This is a genomic window from Vibrio aquimaris (genome assembly GCF_009363415.1).
GTDB lineage: Bacteria > Pseudomonadota > Gammaproteobacteria > Enterobacterales > Vibrionaceae > Vibrio > Vibrio aquimaris.
In genome coordinates, this window is the sequence record NZ_CP045351.1 from 347863 (window position 1) to 363085 (window position 15223).

17 protein-coding genes are annotated in these 15223 nt (G+C 41.3%); 3 read left to right on the plus strand and 14 right to left on the minus strand.

Annotated elements, in window-relative coordinates:
* Positions 1-81: 81 nt before the first annotated feature.
* The 3 genes from FIV01_RS16110 to FIV01_RS16120 are packed head-to-tail and all read right to left on the minus strand — an operon-like array spanning position 82 to position 1278.
* Positions 82-396 (minus strand): GIY-YIG nuclease family protein, encoded by a 315-nt coding sequence (locus FIV01_RS16110; protein WP_152432016.1) that lies wholly within the window; start codon positions 394-396, stop codon positions 82-84.
* On the minus strand, positions 397-1053 hold the full coding sequence (locus FIV01_RS16115; protein WP_152432017.1) for a YceH family protein: 657 nt from the start codon (positions 1051-1053) through the stop codon (positions 397-399).
* Between the two features lie 30 nt (positions 1054-1083).
* On the minus strand, positions 1084-1278 hold the full coding sequence (locus FIV01_RS16120) for a hypothetical protein (RefSeq protein ID WP_152432018.1): 195 nt from the start codon (positions 1276-1278) through the stop codon (positions 1084-1086).
* 191 nt (positions 1279-1469) lie between these two features.
* Here FIV01_RS16120 and FIV01_RS16125 point away from each other — a divergent pair, with 191 nt between their 5' ends.
* Positions 1470-1790 carry a DUF496 family protein gene (locus tag FIV01_RS16125; RefSeq protein WP_114786348.1) on the plus strand — a complete coding sequence of 107 codons (321 nt, stop codon included), beginning with the start codon at positions 1470-1472 and terminating at the stop codon, positions 1788-1790.
* Positions 1791-1857: 67 nt separating this feature from the next.
* On the opposite strand, the gene glpK is transcribed toward FIV01_RS16125, so the two are convergent.
* The 3 genes from glpK to FIV01_RS16140 all read right to left on the minus strand — a co-directional run bounded on the left by glpK (position 1858) and on the right by FIV01_RS16140 (position 5450).
* Complete coding sequence (glpK, locus tag FIV01_RS16130; RefSeq protein ID WP_152432019.1) at positions 1858-3375, minus strand: glycerol kinase GlpK; 1518 nt, start codon at positions 3373-3375, stop codon at positions 1858-1860.
* A gap of 44 nt (positions 3376-3419) precedes the next feature.
* The gene (locus FIV01_RS16135; RefSeq protein ID WP_152432020.1) at positions 3420-4271 is read right to left on the minus strand and encodes an MIP/aquaporin family protein; all 852 of its coding nucleotides are present in this window, start codon (positions 4269-4271) and stop codon (positions 3420-3422) included.
* A 561-nt stretch (positions 4272-4832) separates the two neighbouring features.
* Positions 4833-5450 (minus strand): OmpA family protein, encoded by a 618-nt coding sequence (locus FIV01_RS16140; protein ID WP_114786344.1) that lies wholly within the window; start codon positions 5448-5450, stop codon positions 4833-4835.
* 184 nt (positions 5451-5634) lie between these two features.
* Between FIV01_RS16140 and FIV01_RS16145 the strand changes: the two genes are divergently transcribed.
* Both FIV01_RS16145 and bamJ read left to right on the plus strand, forming a co-directional pair.
* Positions 5635-6252: a thiol:disulfide interchange protein DsbA/DsbL gene (locus FIV01_RS16145; RefSeq protein WP_152432021.1), complete on the plus strand. Its 618-nt coding sequence runs from the start codon at positions 5635-5637 to the stop codon at positions 6250-6252.
* A gap of 18 nt (positions 6253-6270) precedes the next feature.
* Positions 6271-6744, plus strand: a complete 474-nt coding sequence (bamJ, locus tag FIV01_RS16150; RefSeq protein ID WP_152432022.1) for a BamJ family beta-barrel-assembly machinery protein — start codon at positions 6271-6273, stop codon at positions 6742-6744.
* A 62-nt stretch (positions 6745-6806) separates the two neighbouring features.
* On the opposite strand, the gene FIV01_RS16155 is transcribed toward bamJ, so the two are convergent.
* The 8 genes from FIV01_RS16155 to FIV01_RS16190 form a co-directional block, all read right to left on the minus strand.
* A complete protein-coding gene (locus FIV01_RS16155) occupies positions 6807-7217 on the minus strand; it encodes an NUDIX hydrolase (protein WP_152432023.1) in 411 nt (136 codons plus the stop codon).
* A gap of 221 nt (positions 7218-7438) precedes the next feature.
* Complete coding sequence (locus FIV01_RS16160; RefSeq protein ID WP_152432024.1) at positions 7439-8059, minus strand: ATP-dependent zinc protease family protein; 621 nt, start codon at positions 8057-8059, stop codon at positions 7439-7441.
* A 71-nt stretch (positions 8060-8130) separates the two neighbouring features.
* Positions 8131-9312 carry an amino acid aminotransferase gene (locus FIV01_RS16165; protein WP_152432025.1) on the minus strand — a complete coding sequence of 394 codons (1182 nt, stop codon included), beginning with the start codon at positions 9310-9312 and terminating at the stop codon, positions 8131-8133.
* Between the two features lie 222 nt (positions 9313-9534).
* On the minus strand, positions 9535-10575 hold the full coding sequence (locus FIV01_RS16170) for a BspA family leucine-rich repeat surface protein (RefSeq protein WP_152432026.1): 1041 nt from the start codon (positions 10573-10575) through the stop codon (positions 9535-9537).
* A 38-nt stretch (positions 10576-10613) separates the two neighbouring features.
* A complete protein-coding gene (locus tag FIV01_RS16175; RefSeq protein WP_152432027.1) occupies positions 10614-11051 on the minus strand; it encodes a BspA family leucine-rich repeat surface protein in 438 nt (145 codons plus the stop codon).
* A gap of 288 nt (positions 11052-11339) precedes the next feature.
* On the minus strand, positions 11340-12455 hold the full coding sequence (locus FIV01_RS16180; protein ID WP_152432028.1) for a BspA family leucine-rich repeat surface protein: 1116 nt from the start codon (positions 12453-12455) through the stop codon (positions 11340-11342).
* A gap of 301 nt (positions 12456-12756) precedes the next feature.
* Positions 12757-13875 carry a BspA family leucine-rich repeat surface protein gene (locus FIV01_RS16185; RefSeq protein ID WP_152432029.1) on the minus strand — a complete coding sequence of 373 codons (1119 nt, stop codon included), beginning with the start codon at positions 13873-13875 and terminating at the stop codon, positions 12757-12759.
* 246 nt (positions 13876-14121) lie between these two features.
* Complete coding sequence (locus FIV01_RS16190) at positions 14122-15141, minus strand: BspA family leucine-rich repeat surface protein (protein ID WP_152432030.1); 1020 nt, start codon at positions 15139-15141, stop codon at positions 14122-14124.
* Positions 15142-15223: the final 82 nt, after the last annotated feature.

Genomic DNA, 15223 nt, shown 5'->3' on the forward strand with positions numbered 1-15223 from the left:
GATTTTTGTGGGGAAGATTCAATATTACCTCGCTGCTTACAGAAAAGCATAACTCCCAGATGTTAAAAACATCCAATTCACTTAAGTCTCTTCAATATCGATAAGTTCATCTAAGACAACAGCTTTCTGTATCAGCTTTTCTTTTAATGCCTTGGACAAGTTTTTTATGCGGTATTCATATTTGGAGGCCGTGGAGCGGCTTTTCCCAACCGCTTCAAACCACTCGAGCGTTAATGGACCTTTACCTTTAAGAGATTTGGCACCTAAGCCTTGGCAGTGTTGCAAATACCGGTGTGATACATCCGTTGTTATACCGCAATAAAGGGAATCGAAGCGTGTCCGAATCAAATAGACATACCATATCGAACACGATGATTTTAACTGTTCAGATGTCATTTAAGAAGTGAGGCTTTCTATTTGTAGGCGAAGTACTTCAATCTGAGCTTTCAATTCAGCCACCTCGGTCTCAAGCAATTCGATTCTTTTACTATCAGAGCTGATATTTACAGCGGGAGAAAATGTCGCAATAGCATCAACATCGACTTCACCGCTAAATAGATGCATATAACGGGACTCTCGTTTACCCATCTCTCTTGGCAACTTTACGACTAAGGGGGACTCATCACCAGAAACCATATTTTCTAGAATTGATTCTACTTCTTTAACATCTGAAAAATCTGCTAGGCGATTAGTGCGAGTTCTAAGTTCACCCGGAGTTTGTGCGCCACGAAGCAATAAACAGCAGACGATGGCTTTTTGCTGAGATGTTAACTTTAAATCGCCAAATTCTGTATTGCAGAAACGATGCTGAAACTTACTGGCTCGGCTATTAAATCCACTCTCGTCACTTACTAATCTTCGAGCAATTAATCCATCTACTGCTTGTTGAACATCGGTTTCAGACAAGGTCATAACAGGTTCACGATTACTCTTCTGATTACAAGCACTGGTCAAGCTATTGAGGGTCAAAGGGTAATAATCTGGAGTGGTGACTTCCTTTTCTATCAAGCAGCCAATGACGCGCGCTTCAATATCGCTTAATTCTATATTCATTATCGTTTCCTTAAGTCATACCTTTCTAGCTTAGTGCTCAGAAAGAATCGATGGCTTTTTTATATTACCATACTCGTCAATCATAATGATTTTTCTACGATTTAATTCAACTTCTGTCAATTCTTGACTGCGACATTCTTTACGGTAAGCCTCAACAATTTTGCTCGACTGCTGAGACAACTCTGCCTTTTCAACCTTTGGAATTACAATGTCAGACGCTCGCATAAACTTTATCTTTTTATTCTATTAATAACGAAATCATATCCTGACTGCTGCCTGCACTCAACGACGGGATTGGCTTTTTGGTGATAAACTAGTCATCATTAGAGAGTTGTTGATCTTAAACCTGTTATCGACAGAAATGTTGTGGTTTAATCTCTGTAGTTTTAAGGTAAGTAAAAGCAGGAAAAACACTTATGAGTGGAGTATTTGAAATCGTAGCTCAAGCACGCAGAAAGAATAAGCTGAAGCGTGAACTGCTCGACAATGAAAAAAAAGTTCGCGATAACCGTAAAAGAGTCGATCTTCTGGATAACTTGATGGACTATATCAAACCAGACATGACGCCCGATGAGATCGTTGCCATCATCAAAAATATGAAAGCCGATTACGAAGATCGTGTAGACGACCATATCATAAAAAGTGCGGAGATCTCCAAAGAGCGCCGTGATATCAGCCGACGTATTCGTGAGCTGACTGAAGAAGATAAACAAGTGGTGCAAGGTAAAAAGAAATAACCCCAGTTTTTCTTGAAGTGTGCCCGCTTGTACTCAAGCGGGCATTTTTATAGCACCCTTGAGTTATTTATTCATCCTCGTCATGCATTTGTGCCCAAACTTGAGCGCATTTTACTGCACGCTTCCATCCCTTATAACGACGGCTGCGTTTTTCTTCATCATGATGAGGAACAAAGGTCTTATCTATGGTGGCTTTACCTGCAACTTCATCAATACTTTGCCAGAACCCTACCGCCAATCCGGCAAGATAAGCCGCTCCCAAAGCAGTTACCTCGGTCACTTGAGGGCGAAGCACTTGCGTATCCAATACATCAGATTGGAACTGCATCAAAAAGTTGTTGGCAACTGCGCCACCATCAACTCGAAGTGCCTCAAGCTTTATCCCAGAATCCGCTTGCATAGCATCCAACACATCACGTGTCTGGTACGCAATGCCCTCTAGAGTTGCCCGTATAATATGGTTGGAGTTAACGCCGCGGGTTAAGCCAACAATAGTTCCTCTTGCATAGGCGTCCCAGTATGGCGCGCCAAGGCCAGTAAATGCTGGAACCACATAGACACCATTGGATGAGTCGACCTTAGTGGCAAAGTACTCTGAATCCTTTGCATCGGCCAGAAGCTTCATTTCATCTCGAAGCCACTGAATAGAGGCGCCCCCCATAAACACCGCACCTTCAAGGGCGTAAGCAGGTTCACCAGATGGGCCACATGCCAATGTGGTTAGGAGACCATTCTTTGACATCACTTTTTCTTGTCCCGTGTTCATCAGCAAAAAGCAGCCTGTCCCGTAAGTATTTTTCGCCTGCCCTGCATTAACACACATTTGACCATAAAGTGCCGCTTGCTGATCTCCGGCGATACCTGCAATAGGGATTCTCGTCCCCCCTTTGCCACCAATATTCGTTTGTCCGTAAACTTCTGACGACTTCTTCACTTCTGGCATCATGGACAAAGGAATATCCATTTCTTGGAGCAGTTTTTCATCCCATTGAAGTGTGTTGATGTTAAACAACATGGTTCTAGAGGCATTGGTATAGTCAGTCACATGCACTCGGCCCTGAGTCATTTTCCATAGCAGCCAAGTATCGACAGTACCGAATAACAATTTTCCTGCGTTAGCGTCTTCGCGCGCACCTTCTACATTATCAAGAATCCACTTAATTTTTGTGCCTGAGAAATACGGATCCAGTACCAAGCCTGTATTCTCTTGGACGTACTCTTCCAGACCTCGACTTTTCAGTTCTTCACAAATGGCTGCTGTGCGGCGGCACTGCCAAACAATCGCATTATAAACGGGCTTTCCTGTGTCTTTATTCCAGACTATAGTGGTCTCACGTTGGTTAGTAATACCAATACCCGCCACTTCATCGCTTCGGATGCCAGACTTGCCCAAAGCTTCCACCAATACCGAACTTTGCGTAGCATAAATTTCCATAGGATCATGCTCAACCCAGCCAGCCTGAGGATAAATTTGCGTAAACTCTCGCTGAGACACACTGACAATGTTGGCATCATGGTCCAGTACAACTGCGCGGGAACTGGTTGTTCCTTGATCGAGCGCGACAATATATTTTGGCTCCGTCATAATAATTTCCTTTTAATTCGATATTTATAGCAATAGTTTTAGTATTAAACGTGAGCCTCTTGACTCTCTTCGGCGTCATCACACTGATTAGGAATCGTGCAGCCCGTGCCCGTATTCGGTAGATATTGCGCTATCACCTTAGGGTAAGCCCAAGCGCCAAAACATGCGCCCGCAATAGGACCAAGAATGGGAACAATAAAATAAGGAATGTCTTTAGCACCTGTCAGCGCAAAGTCCCAACCCGCGAAGTAGGCGAAAAGTTTTGGTCCGAAGTCACGCGCAGGGTTCATTGCAAACCCAGTTAGCGGGCCTAGAGAGCTGCCAATCACAGCAATCAACACACCAATCAAAAGCGGGTTCATAGGGCCGCGAGCGGCGCCGTTATTCTCATCGCCCAGCGCCAAAATCGCAAACATAAGTACGGCCGTTATCACAAACTCGACCGCCAACGCCCCAGAAAATGACAAAGACGCATGAGAATAAGTTGAGAATATACCTGCTGTTGCAAGAGCTTCTTGACTAGATCGCACAAAACCATGGGTAATTTCGTAATCGATAAATAGATTGCTGTACAAGCTATACACTAATGCAGCACTACAAAATGCCCCTAACATTTGAGCGACAATGTAAGGCACAACCTTAGCTTTATCAAAACCATGAAACGCTGCCAATGCAATAGTCACTGCAGGATTAATATGCGCCCCCGATACACCAGCAGTACAATAAATGGCAATTGCTACCCCAAAGCCCCATACCACACTAATTTCCCACTGGCCAAACTGGGCCCCTGTTAACACTAGGGCAGCGACACAGCCAACACCAAAGAAAATCAGTAATCCAGTCCCTATGAACTCGGCAATACATTCACCGAGTAAAGTGGGTTTTCTCGTCATCATAGTAAGAGTCCTTGTTTACATTATTGGGTATGATTGGTTTTGTTATAATTGCGAATTGTATTCTGCATACCTGACTAACAGATGAAACGTTCCTAGGCCATTAATGAGCGTTCGAACACATTTTGTTTCATTTATGTTCTCTATTTTGTTAATTAACTCTACTTTTTATACTCTTCTTTAACAATTGAGTACGAGTAAACAAAGTTGAAACGATAAAGCTAAAGAATTGACAGCATCAGCTGTACTTCAGTTGAAATGATTGAATTGCTCAATAAGGTTGTCACTAATAAACCAAAGCGAATGACTCAGTTTCAATCAAGAGAGTTTCTAAGCTGGTATTGTTGGTTAGACTTTTAGAGCAAGATATAAACGAGCAAAAACGAAGAATATCGAAAATGAAATACTTAGAACTTTGAATGGTATTGATTAGCGATAGTTGAGGTGATCATTAAGGATTGACTGCATCGCACCATTTGATTTAATCACCTTAAGCCCTTGGTTAAATAGTGCCATATTGGATTGGCTTTGGGGACTAGATTTTGGCATTAGCAAGTGCGAATTTTATCTCTGGTTAGCGACGATAAAAAGAACCTCAACACGTCGATTGCAAGCTTTACCTGCCCTTGTACTATTGGTACATGCTGGCACATACTCACCATAGCCACGGGTGAAAATAGCGTCCATCGCCACATTATTGCGTATCAATTGTTGTTTTACTGCTTTTGCGCGTTTCATCGATAGCACATCATTACGCGAAGGTGGTCCTGTATTATCTGTGTGCCCATCAATGACGATATCAATGCCCGGCTGGGTGGCTAAATAACTGCCCATTTTATTGAGCCAATAAGCTGAGCTCGGCTCAACCATTGAAGACCCCGTGTTAAATTTAATGGTGTCAGTCAGCTTTACCATCAGATGATCGCCAGGCAAAACCTCATGCTCAACACCATTTTTCATCAAAAAGCTTTGTAAATCGCTGTAACTGGCTTCACGTCCCATCGGCCCCATCACTCCTGACCTAGATGCAACTCTCGGCGCATTACCCCAAGATGGATAACGAACGTCCATATCTGTTTTAGGCGCAGTTTCTAACATATCGTCTGTCATATAGCGCATTTCTTTTGCAAGGTTGCCACACCCAGTCAGTAGCAGAAGAAGCGGTAAAGCAAGATATTTCATCGTTCCACCATACTTTTTGTTGCGATACATGATTTATATCGGCGAACTAGGAAATACTTTAATTATAAATGAAGACTTTTTTGTCGTTGAAATGCTAGCTTCAAAGTGTTTTTTTCAGGGCCATGACAAGGTAGAATCAATACCTAAGATTGATACATCACCTTAATGGTAAAGAGTACCAAGTATGAGAAAAATACTAGCCTTTGCAGGTCTTATCCTCGTGGCTTTGCTGGCAGGTTGCAGCAAAAGCGAACACCCACAAGAAGGCAAACAATTTGAACGCTTACCTACCGATTTGTCCGCTTATCAACTTCCCGTGGTCACTGAGGTTTTCTCTCTCAATTGTGGTCACTGCGCAAATATGGAGTCTGCGATCCCCCAGCTTGAAGCCGCGACCAATCAGACATTTGGTAAGGTCCATGTGATTTTTAATCAAAGTGCCCAAGTCAGTGCCATGATCTATTACAGCGCGCAAACCCAACTAGGAACAACCCCAAGCCACGACTTGATGAATGCCATGTTTAATGCGGTGCAAATGGAAGGCGCGACTGCGCAGCAACAAAAGCAGGCCATCAACAAAGCATTTACAGACCAAGATCTATCCAGCCCTGATAAATTAACCGAGGATCAGCGAAGAACCTTATTCGCCGCCATGCAACAAGCTGCTGAAATATCTCAAAAAGGCCAGATAAATGCTGTCCCTACCTTTATTGTTAACGGCAAATATATGGTACTCCTTGCCGGGCACAAAGATCTCGATGGTATCGCAAACACTATCAACTATCTTATCCAACAACCCTAACAATTATGGAAAGACCTTATGTCTAAAATTATTATTCCTATCGTCATCTTGGTTCTGGCGGGCTTTATGATTTACCGCACATTAGTGACAAGCAAAGCGGGAGAAGAGAACTTCGCGGCGGGTCAAGCCTTTTTGCTCGAAAATGGCAAACAAGAAGGTGTTATTACCACCGAAAGCGGCCTGCAATATAAAGTGCTTTCGAAAGGCGAAGGTACAACCAATCCTAGTCCCAAAAGTAAGGTAAAAGTGCATTACCATGGCACACTTATCGACGGCACAGTCTTTGATAGTTCAGTGGAGCGAGGTGAGCCGATTTCATTTGGTTTAAATCAAGTGATCAAAGGCTGGCAAGAAGGCTTAACTTATATGGTTGAAGGCGATAAATTCCGCCTATTTATTCCTAGCACCCTAGCTTATGGAAAAAAAGGCACAGGCCCTATCCCGCCAGCATCGACTTTGATCTTTGATGTAGAACTACTCGAGATCCAATAACTGGCTTATGACCCTTTCATGGCAAAGTGGAAGGGTCACACCAAAGCTCAATAGTGCGCCTATTAGGCCATCTCTCCTACTTCTCTTTGTAAATGCTTAGCTAAATGTTGGCGAATGAAACTCACATCGGCTTTGTAAAATTCATCAATGGGTAAATTATCCAAGCAAAGCCAATGAAAAGTCTGCTGGCGGCTTGAGTCGTTTGCTCTTGGCTCATCATGATGACTGGCATGTAACACCACGTAGTAGATACGACCACCGTATTCATTAATATCGCTATAAGTTGCAACGTGAGATAAGCCGCTCATGTTCGTTTCTTCGTATAGCTCGCGGATAGCAGCGTCAGTGCCCGACTCATTGGTTTCTACTTCACCACCGGGAAACTCAAACACCATACCTTGGTTCGAGCGATAACGTTCTTGGATCAAAACCTTACCGTGTTTGATGACCACCGCCATCGATAAATACTTCATTAAAGACTCCTTGAGAATAAGCAGACATTATCGGCTGAACGACAAAAATAGGGACAAACGACTAGAAGTACGCTTCCCTTGCGATGTTACATCTTCATCCAAAGCGCAAGATTAGCGAAATATGTTGCTGAGTTCTGATACTGTGTTCAAAAAACACGATATCCATAACAAAAACGGCACTTTAAGGTGCCGTTAAATGATGAGTTTTACTTTCAAACTACCTACTTGTACTTTTTCTGCACAAACTCTTTACTCACATCCACAATCGCCACGTCGGTGACAAAACTTCTACCCAAAAGTAACGGGTAGTTAAGATGGGTACGGTCGGCCAGAGTAAACTCGGTTTTTTCTTTTAGATCGCCCAGTTGAACCCAAGACTCCACCACGGCGCGGCGCTGAGATTCTTCAGAGCTGGACTGGCGAACTTTAACCCATCGCACCACAGGCAGTGCCATCTGCTTACTCTTTTTACCGTCATGTTCAATGGTAAACTTGACCCAATCTTGTCCATCACGCTCGAATTCGACCACATCTGTTGCACTTATCGAAGAGGTCGTTGCGCCAGTATCAATGCGCGCTTTAAAGTTCTCTTCAAGCCCCGGAACATAAACCCATTCCTGCTGACCTAAAATCAACTTGCCATCCGCAGTTTTCTTCGGTTGAGGTTTGGGCTTTTCAGCAGTTTGCTTATCTTTTTCAGCCTCTGGACTTTCAGGATTATCTTTGGGCTCTTCAATTGCGGGCTTAGGTTGGGGCTCCTCAGGCTTCTGGCTTGTAGTGGAACAAGCCATCAATCCTCCACTAAGTAGCATAGCTATCAAAGCCTTTGACGTTCTATCCATTTGATCACCTAACTTTCTAACAACGTGTCTTTGACAGAAAGACCCACTTTATGTGGGCCTTAATACAAAACCTAACAAACTTTCACTATCGCATCGGCAACATATGCCATGTCTTTTTCAGTCAAACCAGCGATATTAATTCGCCCGTCGCCCACACCATAAATACCATATGTCTCACGAAGTTGCGCCATTTGCTCTTGGCTAAATCCTAGCATAGTAAACATGCCTTTGTGGTTTTCGATAAAATCAAACTGTGACGTGTTATGAGTATTTTGAAACTCTTGGCATAAACTCTTTCTCAAGCTAACCAATCTTTGCTGCATTTCGCTCAGCTCTTGTTTCCATATCCCTGTCAGTTCATGGCTTTGCAAGATGGTTTTCACTAAAGCTGCGCCATGATCAGGTGGCATAGTGTAAGTAGAGCGAGCAAGGGTCAGCGCTCTACCTTTTGCATTCGTAACCTCTTGCAAAGATTTGCCCACTACAATAGCAGCACCAGTTCTCTCACGATAAAGACCAAAGTTTTTCGAGCATGAGGTAGTGATCATCATCTCTTCGACATTGTCAGCCATAAAGCGTAAGCCTTGAACATCTTGCTCTAAGCCATCGCCAAAACCTTGATAAGCCACATCGACAAACGGCACAAACCCATTTTTTTGTGCAAGTTCTGTGATGGCTTGCCATGTCGTAAAATCAATGTCTGCGCCCGTTGGGTTATGACAGCAGCCATGCAGTAAAACCACATCATTGGGACCAGCGTGAACCAACTCTTCCAACATACGACTCGTATCGACTTGCTTGGTTTGCGGGCTAAAGTAGGTGTATTGCTTAACTTTTAAACCTGCCGCTTCCATTACCGGTCTGTGGTTGACATAGCTTGGGTTGGACAGCCAAACGCAAGTATCAGGCTGGGCAACCTTGATTAAATCGCCTAGCATTCTTAACGCACCACTGGCCCCCGGCGTCTGAATCGCAGCAACTCTTTCCATCGCAGAGGTCCCTGATAAAAGCAGTTCAACCATACTCTGATTAAACTCCTCGCAGCCGGCTAGACCCACATAAGATTTTGTTTTTTGGCTTGCCACAACAATATCTTGCGCCTGAGAAATGGCCTTCATAACAGGGGTTTCACCCGCACTGTTTTTATAAACACCTATGCCTAAGTCCACTTTATCGGGTCTAGGGTCATTACGGTAGGCGACGGATAACGAAAGAATAGGATCAAGAACTGGCGTGGGTAGATGAGAAAACATGTGACGAAATAATCCTTTGCTATGTTGATTGCAACGCTCAACTTAGCATTGAACCTAAAAATGTCGAAATAAAATTTTAACCTCGACTCACATTACCGAGCAAAAATTATCTTCAAAGTACAATGTGGATTATCAATTAAGCAGCACTCTTTCTCCTGCTATAAGTATGAAGCCCCGCTTGTGCGAGGCTTAGAGATAAGTAGTAAATCTATAGATCAACCGCTACTGGATAAATATCGGCAACTGCTCCTCAGTCAATACGCTGTCTTTAGCAAAATCCGTATGCTCAGTCACTTGGCTAACATTCCAGTTGCTTAGGTCTTGTGAAAAAGTGGCATTGCCTTTAAACATCTCTTTCATATTGGTGACATTCGACGTATCCCAGAAGCCTATATCTTGATTAAAAGCCTTTGCCAAATAAAACATGCTCCTCATATCAGTCACATTAGACGTATCCCAATGACCGATAGCTTGGTTAAATGCCACAGCATAAGAAAACATGCGGCCCATATTAATCACATTAAAGGTATCCCACTGACCGATATCTTGATTGAAAGCCTTTGCCAAATAAAACATGTCCCTCATATCAGTGACATTAGAGGTATCCCATTGACCAATACCTTGATTAAAAGTATCTGTACCATAAAACATGGCCCCCATATAAGTCACATTAGAGGTATCCCAATAACCGATATCTTGATTAAAGGCGTCCGCCCCATAAAACATGCCCCACATATTAGTCACATTAGAGGTATCCCAGTGACCGATATCTTGATTAAAAGCATCTGCACCATTGAACATAAAATTCATAGAAGTAACATTAGAGGTATCCCAATGGCCAATACCTTGGTTAAAAGCATATGCCCCAGCAAACATTCTCTGCATAGTGGTCACTTTGGACGTATCCCAATGACCGATATCCTGATTAAAAGCTTTAGCATGTGTAAACATCTCGTGCATAGAAGTAACATTTGAGGTATCCCAATCACTAATATCGACATTAAAGGTGCTTCTTTTAGAGAACACGCCATCCATATTGGTGACTTGGGTGGTACAAAAGCCAATATGGCCTTGCTCTAGGTTATCGAGCAGGGTTTGGTTTCTAATCAAATCGTTGTCGACCACAATATACACCTTGCCATTTTCCATTAGCACGGAATTGACGGGCTGATCTGGGCATTTGACTGAAATATCGATGGCATACGCCTGCTGGCTGGCAAGCGCTGCCGCCCCGACAAGCAGTGACAGAAGGTTTTTTTTCATGGTTAGTTCCTAGGTTGAATAGACATGATAAACAGAAATTAGTGTTGAAATTGCGGCAGGTAATAATCAGGTAAGCCACTTTGCAGGGCGAAGTCTTGGTGGCGAGTAACCTTTTCCACCGACCAATTAGATAAATCTTGATTAAAGCGTTTTGCCCCTTTAAACATACGATCCATATTGGTCACGCGGCGCGTATCCCACTGGCTGATGTCGTAATTAAAATAAGGTGACTGCGCAAATAAATCGCTCATATCAGTGACATGACTTGTGCACAGCTCTATCTTGCCGTGGATAAAGTTTTGCCAGTAATCTTCTTGGCGTAATAGCGCGTTATCGACCACCACATATAAACGCTCATTGATAATCACCACACTGCCCGGAGGATTGGCATCACAACGAATGATATGATCTTCTTCGGCAAAGCTAGCCGCACTACCCAAAGCCATGCAGGCTAAAATAACAGACGTTAATTTCATGACGTATTATTTCTATATTTTTATTTTAATGAGAGGAAATAATACTAAAACCCGGTCTTAAAGTAATAATTAATCAAGGAAACAATATATAAAACAAAAATATATCGAGAAAAATCACACATATGTGCGATTTATAATGATAGTTTTAAATTTAAATCCATCATTTATTTGAAACTACATAATAAAAATATTAAAAATGAGAAAATAAGCCGCTTAATACGTGAAATATAATAAAGCCCCGCTTGTGCGAGGCTTAGAGATAAGTTGTAAATCTAAAAGGATCAACCGCTACTGGGTAAATATCGGCAGCTGCTGCTCAGTTAATATACTGTCTTTGGCAAAATCGTTATGCTCTGTCACTTGGCTAACATTCCAATTGCTTAAGTCTTGTGAAAAGCGAGTGGCTTGAGAGAACATCTCTTTCATATTGACCACATTGGAGGTATCCCAATGGCCTATATCTTGGTTAAATAAAAGCGCCGCGTTGAAGGTACCTGACATATCGGTCACCTTGGAGGTATCCCAGTGACCGATATCTTGATTAAACGCATAGCCGCCCAGAAACATTCGGTTTATATTCGTCACCTTCGACATGTCCCAATGGCCAATATCTTGGTTAAAGCGATAAGCGACCATAAACATTCCTTGCATACTGGTGACTTGGGAGGTGTTCCAGTGGCCTATATCTTGGTTAAACGCTTCTGCGCCATTAAACATGTAGTCCATAGTCGTGACTTTGGAGGTATCCCAACTGCCAATATTCGCGTTGAATACGTCAGCGCCTTGAAACATGTTATTCATGTTCGTTACATTGGCGGTGTCCCAATGGCTGATATTTTTATTAAAAGCATCAGCTTGATAAAACATGCCAAACATATTAGTCACTTTGGATGTATCCCAATGACCAATATCTTGATTGAAAGCTTGGGCTTTATGAAACATAGACTGCATCTCAGTGACACTGGCGGTATCCCAGTGGCCGATATCTTGATTGAAGGCTTTGGCGAAAGAAAACATTTGCAGCATAGTGGCAACATTCGACGTGTCCCAAAAACCAATATCTTGGTTAAAAGCCTCTGCATATAAAAACATCGAGTGCATGCTGGTAACATTAGAAGTATCCCAGTCGCTAATATCTGCATTAAAGCTCGCCTTCTCAAAGAACACCATGTCCATATTAGTCACTTGGGTAGTACAAAAACCTATATGCCCTTTCTCGAGTTTATCCAGCATGGTTTGGTTGCGAATAAGCGCGTTATCTACGACAACATACACTTGTCCTTTTTCAATTAGCACCGAATTAATTGGCTGATCCGGACATTTCACTGAAATATCGATGGCAAATACGCATTGGCTAGCAAGCACGAAGGATCCAGCAAGTATGGAAGTAATCTTCTTTATCATTATTATTTCCTAGTTTGAATAGACGCGGTTAGATAAGTCAATAACTAGAACTTACCCTAGATACAGAGAACAGCAATTTGTTGTTTTGCATGATTATATTTGAATTGCTTGTGAAAAATAAATTAATTTTATTCTTAATGCATTTTTAATCAAAACAATAGACTAGGGTCACAATGTTGGTATTTTAATATTGATACGAATAAGAACTAAAAAATATTAATATAAACTATATAATTCATTTATATAGTTTTAATATAAAACCTCACTATTGCGAGGTTTTTTATTAGAATGGAGTACAAAGTTAATACCTGAATGAGTACGGCACTTTATTATTGTATAAGCGACTCCCTTTTCTATAGTTTTCGTGCCACTCAACATTATTAACGTTCCAGTTTGTCAAATTTTGTGAAAAACTTGAAGCACCTTCAAAAATATGGGCCATATATTTAACATTTGATGTATCCCATGGGCTGATATTTTGATTAAATTCTATAGCGTCCATAAACATACCAATCATATTAGTAGCATTGGACATATCCCATAGGCCAATATATTGGTTAAAGGCTTGAGCCCCCGAGAACATAAATTGTACGTCTGTTACCTTGGAGGTATTCCAGTTACCAATATCTTGGTTAAATGCTGTAGCACCGCTAAACATCGCCATCATGTTGGTTACATTAGACGTATTCCAATCGCCAATGTTTTGGTTAAACGCCCTAGTATCACCAAACATGGAAGACATCGACACCACTTTTGACGTATCCCATGAACCAATCTCTTGATTAAAACTGCGAGCAGATGAAAACATTCCTGACATAAGCTCTACATTAGAGGTATCCCAATCCCCAATATCTTGATCAAATGACTCAGCCCAGTTAAACATATCGGACATGTCTGTCACATTGGAAGTATCCCAGCGACCAAGGTTTTGGTTAAAGGACTTAGCATTTGAAAACATCATAGACATATCGCTTACACTGGATGTATTCCAGTGGCTAATATTCTGATTAAAGGATTCAGCGCTAGCAAACATTCCAGCCATGCTAGTTACTTTTGATGTATCCCAATTGCCGATATCTTGATTAAACGCAAGCGCTTGAGAAAACATCATCCCCATATCTGTAACATTTGATGTGTCCCAATCACTTATATCAGCGTTAAATTTTTTTGATGAAGAAAATACGCTATACATGCTCGTGACGTGTGTTGTACAAAATCGAATTTTTCCTTGTTCTAAATCATATAATCTGTATCGATTTTTAATAAGTTCATTATCTACCACTAAGTATTCAATACCACCTTTTATGATGATAGAGTTCACCGCGTCATTTGAGCATTTAACTGAAATTTCTGAAGCATGGGCCTGATGGCCTAGGACTAAAAATGACCCTAAAGCTAATAAAGCATATGTATTTTTCATTTTTATTTCCTTATACAAACAAAAATATAAGTATATTTTAGTAAAGGCAGGTTTATAAGTAAATCAAGGAGAATTTGTCGGAAAAATTCTTATAGTAAGATATCAGTTCGATATTTTTATCGTTACAAAGACAAAGTAAACATTAATGACATTGAATATTTTTATATAAATCATTAATTTAATAATCAAAAAGCAACTAGAAAAAATGCCTTGCGTTAACAAGGCATCAGTAAGGGATCGCCAAGGTTATTGATTGATAGTATAATATTCGGCCACAGATTTATTTTGGTTTAACCAAGGCGAATCACTAAAACTAGGTTTCTGAACGGCAGCAAGACCACTACCTATTGAAAACTCGCTATAATTACTTACGTTAGACACATTCCAATCACTTAAGTCTTGAGAAAATTTAATTGCATGATCAAACATCTGCTTCATATGAGTCACATTTGAAGTATCCCAATAACCAATATTTTGATTAAAAGACACAGCACCAAAAAACATCCGATACATGGATAATACTCTAGACGTATCCCATCTACTAATATCTTTGTTAAAATTCTTTGCTTTATAAAACATTTCATACATATTAGTCACATTTGAGGTATTCCAACGGCCAATGTCTTGATTAAAGTTCTCTGCTCCACCAAACATCGAATGCATCCATTTCACGTGAGATGTATTCCAGTAGCCGATGTCTTGATTAAACTTTTTGGCTCTAAAAAACATCCAAGCCATACTAACCACTTTAGAAGTATCCCAATAGCCGATGTCTTGATTAAATGCACTAGCCCAAGAAAACATTGAGTCCATATCTTCAACACTTGAAGTATCCCAATGACCAATCGTTTTATTAAATGTTTTCGCACCAAAAAACATTTCTCGCATTGTAGTCACGCTTGACGTATCCCAGCGGCTAATATCTTGGTTAAAAATCTCTGCCCAATAAAACATTGAAGACATATCGGTAACGTTTGATGTATCCCAGTCTCCTATCTTGGCATTAAAGCTTTTTCTACCTTTAAATAAAGAGGACATATTGGTCACTTGGGTCGTACAAAAACGGATGTTGCCTTGCTCTAGGTTATCAAGTAGGGCTTTACTGCGGATGAGATTATTGTCAACCACAACATATACCTGATCGTCCACTATCTTCATAGTGTTAATGGGTTCGTCCGGACATTTTATGGCTATATCAAGCGAGTAAACATTATGACTAACAAGCGCAGCCGCGCCAAAGAACACTGACGTTATTGTATTTATCATTATTTTTTCCTAGTACGAATCGACGTTGTTGAGAAAGTACGAAGATGTGGTGCAGGCAATCCCTCATCAAATGTACCTGTCG

What these genes read in the sequence shown, in the direction of transcription:
- FIV01_RS16110 (WP_152432016.1), bottom strand. Translation starts at nt 396, where the DNA reads ATGACATCTGAACAGTTAAAATCATCGTGTTCGATATGGTATGTCTAT.
- FIV01_RS16115 (WP_152432017.1), bottom strand. Translation starts at nt 1,053, where the DNA reads ATGAATATAGAATTAAGCGATATTGAAGCGCGCGTCATTGGCTGCTTG.
- FIV01_RS16120 (WP_152432018.1), bottom strand. Translation starts at nt 1,278, where the DNA reads ATGCGAGCGTCTGACATTGTAATTCCAAAGGTTGAAAAGGCAGAGTTG.
- FIV01_RS16125 (WP_114786348.1), top strand. Translation starts at nt 1,470, where the DNA reads ATGAGTGGAGTATTTGAAATCGTAGCTCAAGCACGCAGAAAGAATAAG.
- glpK (WP_152432019.1), bottom strand. Translation starts at nt 3,375, where the DNA reads ATGACGGAGCCAAAATATATTGTCGCGCTCGATCAAGGAACAACCAGT.
- FIV01_RS16135 (WP_152432020.1), bottom strand. Translation starts at nt 4,271, where the DNA reads ATGATGACGAGAAAACCCACTTTACTCGGTGAATGTATTGCCGAGTTC.
- FIV01_RS16140 (WP_114786344.1), bottom strand. Translation starts at nt 5,450, where the DNA reads ATGAAATATCTTGCTTTACCGCTTCTTCTGCTACTGACTGGGTGTGGC.
- FIV01_RS16145 (WP_152432021.1), top strand. Translation starts at nt 5,635, where the DNA reads ATGAGAAAAATACTAGCCTTTGCAGGTCTTATCCTCGTGGCTTTGCTG.
- bamJ (WP_152432022.1), top strand. Translation starts at nt 6,271, where the DNA reads ATGTCTAAAATTATTATTCCTATCGTCATCTTGGTTCTGGCGGGCTTT.
- FIV01_RS16155 (WP_152432023.1), bottom strand. Translation starts at nt 7,217, where the DNA reads ATGAAGTATTTATCGATGGCGGTGGTCATCAAACACGGTAAGGTTTTG.
- FIV01_RS16160 (WP_152432024.1), bottom strand. Translation starts at nt 8,059, where the DNA reads ATGGATAGAACGTCAAAGGCTTTGATAGCTATGCTACTTAGTGGAGGA.
- FIV01_RS16165 (WP_152432025.1), bottom strand. Translation starts at nt 9,312, where the DNA reads ATGTTTTCTCATCTACCCACGCCAGTTCTTGATCCTATTCTTTCGTTA.
- FIV01_RS16170 (WP_152432026.1), bottom strand. Translation starts at nt 10,575, where the DNA reads ATGAAAAAAAACCTTCTGTCACTGCTTGTCGGGGCGGCAGCGCTTGCC.
- FIV01_RS16175 (WP_152432027.1), bottom strand. Translation starts at nt 11,051, where the DNA reads ATGAAATTAACGTCTGTTATTTTAGCCTGCATGGCTTTGGGTAGTGCG.
- FIV01_RS16180 (WP_152432028.1), bottom strand. Translation starts at nt 12,455, where the DNA reads ATGATAAAGAAGATTACTTCCATACTTGCTGGATCCTTCGTGCTTGCT.
- FIV01_RS16185 (WP_152432029.1), bottom strand. Translation starts at nt 13,875, where the DNA reads ATGAAAAATACATATGCTTTATTAGCTTTAGGGTCATTTTTAGTCCTA.
- FIV01_RS16190 (WP_152432030.1), bottom strand. Translation starts at nt 15,141, where the DNA reads ATGATAAATACAATAACGTCAGTGTTCTTTGGCGCGGCTGCGCTTGTT.